At 54.7% G+C, this 1,611-nt stretch carries 1 pseudogene; it reads left to right on the top strand.

Going from position 1 to position 1,611, the window contains the following annotated elements:
* Positions 1–436 precede the first annotated feature (436 nt).
* Positions 437–1,009 (top strand): annotated as a pseudogene (locus tag FHX05_RS30200) (histidine kinase); the annotation flags it as partial.
* Positions 1,010–1,611: the final 602 nt, after the last annotated feature.

Below are 1,611 nucleotides of genomic sequence, written 5' to 3'. Positions count from 1 at the left end.
CGGGCTGTGGTTCCGGCGCGGTCGTCTCGTCATCGTATCTCCTGTTCCCGGCATCTAAGCCGAACTCAGGCAGAAATTCCACTTATCCTAGCTGTGCAGATTTCCCGAGCCACCTCTCAACGTGTTTATTCCTTTGACGCGCGAGGAACTCAAGAACGGTGCCGACACTCCGCTGGAACTTGCAGCTAAAGCTGCACTAGCCCATTAGCCCGCTAATCGGCGGACATCTTTCTATCGCAGAACCCAACGGCCAAACCAGCCATACGGGTATGGGCCGGAAGGGGTCGGCATCGCTTAGCTTTACCACCATTCATTGGCCGTTCAGGTGCATGTGGCTAACTAGTTTTAGATGATATCCTTGCGGAAAGTTGGCGGCATGACGTTATTTTCAAGCACAGGACACCCGGACGCGGTTACTACACTCAAGTTCCAGCCAATCCGAATTAAATCGCTATTCAGTCTCGATTTGCTGCTCATCACGCTTTGGTCGGCCGTGGCAATTTTGGTGATTGGGTTCTTCATTTCCAACATCTACCGTAAAAGCGTTGAACGCGACTTTCATGATCTGCTACGAGCCGAGCTCTATAACGTCATCGATTCGGTAACGATAGGTGATGGGGGTGGGTTGGTAGGAAGCCCGCAGATCGGCGATCTTCGTTTCATGCAACCGAAGACGGGCTGGTACTGGATGGTTGAGCCGCTTGGCGGCTATACCGCGCCGCCGCTTGTCTCGTCATCTCTTGGTGCGTCGAACCTACCGGTAGTTTCCGAACTGGAAGCACCCCTCGATAGGAACTACGAGCGCTACTACAACGTCGCCGATGCCTTCGGAAACCGCGTGCCAGTGGTTGAAACGGAGGTGGTGCTCGATACGGGTGGCCGCGTCGCACGCTTTCGCGTTGCGGGAAACACCACTATAGTGGAGGAGGATGTCCGCAACTTTTCCAGTAGCCTTTATCTTGCGCTTGTTGGCTTCGTCCTAAGTATCTTGGTTGTCTACGCGCTTGCCCGCCAAACCCGACAAGTAGCCCCATAGCAATTATCGCAACATTTCCCCTGAGTTTATTGTGGCGGAGAATTAGCCCTTATCCGCAGGTGGAGGTCGCTTCGGGCCGAGAGGGGACGACCGCGGCGGCAGCTTCACGCCAAATTTATGGCGATGTCTTTTCGTTCGCGCCGTTTTTTGCTTCAGCCAGCCTTGCTTGGCGCACTCTACAGCCGGTCGAGCGAGAGGTACGAAAACGGCTCGCGAGCGCGAGTATTAATTATCGGATCAGGTTGACCCATTTTTCTATCTGGCCGTGATCCTACTCAGGCCGAACAAAATTATTTGCGGACACTTCGCTGCGTCGGATTTGGTGGGCCAACGCGAAATGAAAAAGTGGATCCATTCCTGCTGAAACTCAACAGGCGGCTTCATTGCGTACGCCGGGGTCGCGGTGAAGAGTGCACTGTTAATCCTTTGGGCCGGCGGGCTCGAAATCGTTCCGTTAAGCTGCGGGCGCGGCCAAAAGCGCGTAAGCGGCGTGCCGGTCGCACCTTGTCAGTGGATTTTAGATTTGATGGCGAGGTGGTAGCGCAGCCTTGAAGGGCACGGGAACTTTGTGCCCT

The organism is Rhizobium sp. BK491, from assembly GCF_014194925.1.
Lineage (GTDB): Bacteria > Pseudomonadota > Alphaproteobacteria > Rhizobiales > Rhizobiaceae > Rhizobium.
Note: the sequence above shows the minus strand (reverse complement) of the source record. Positions and strands in the feature narration are given on the sequence as shown.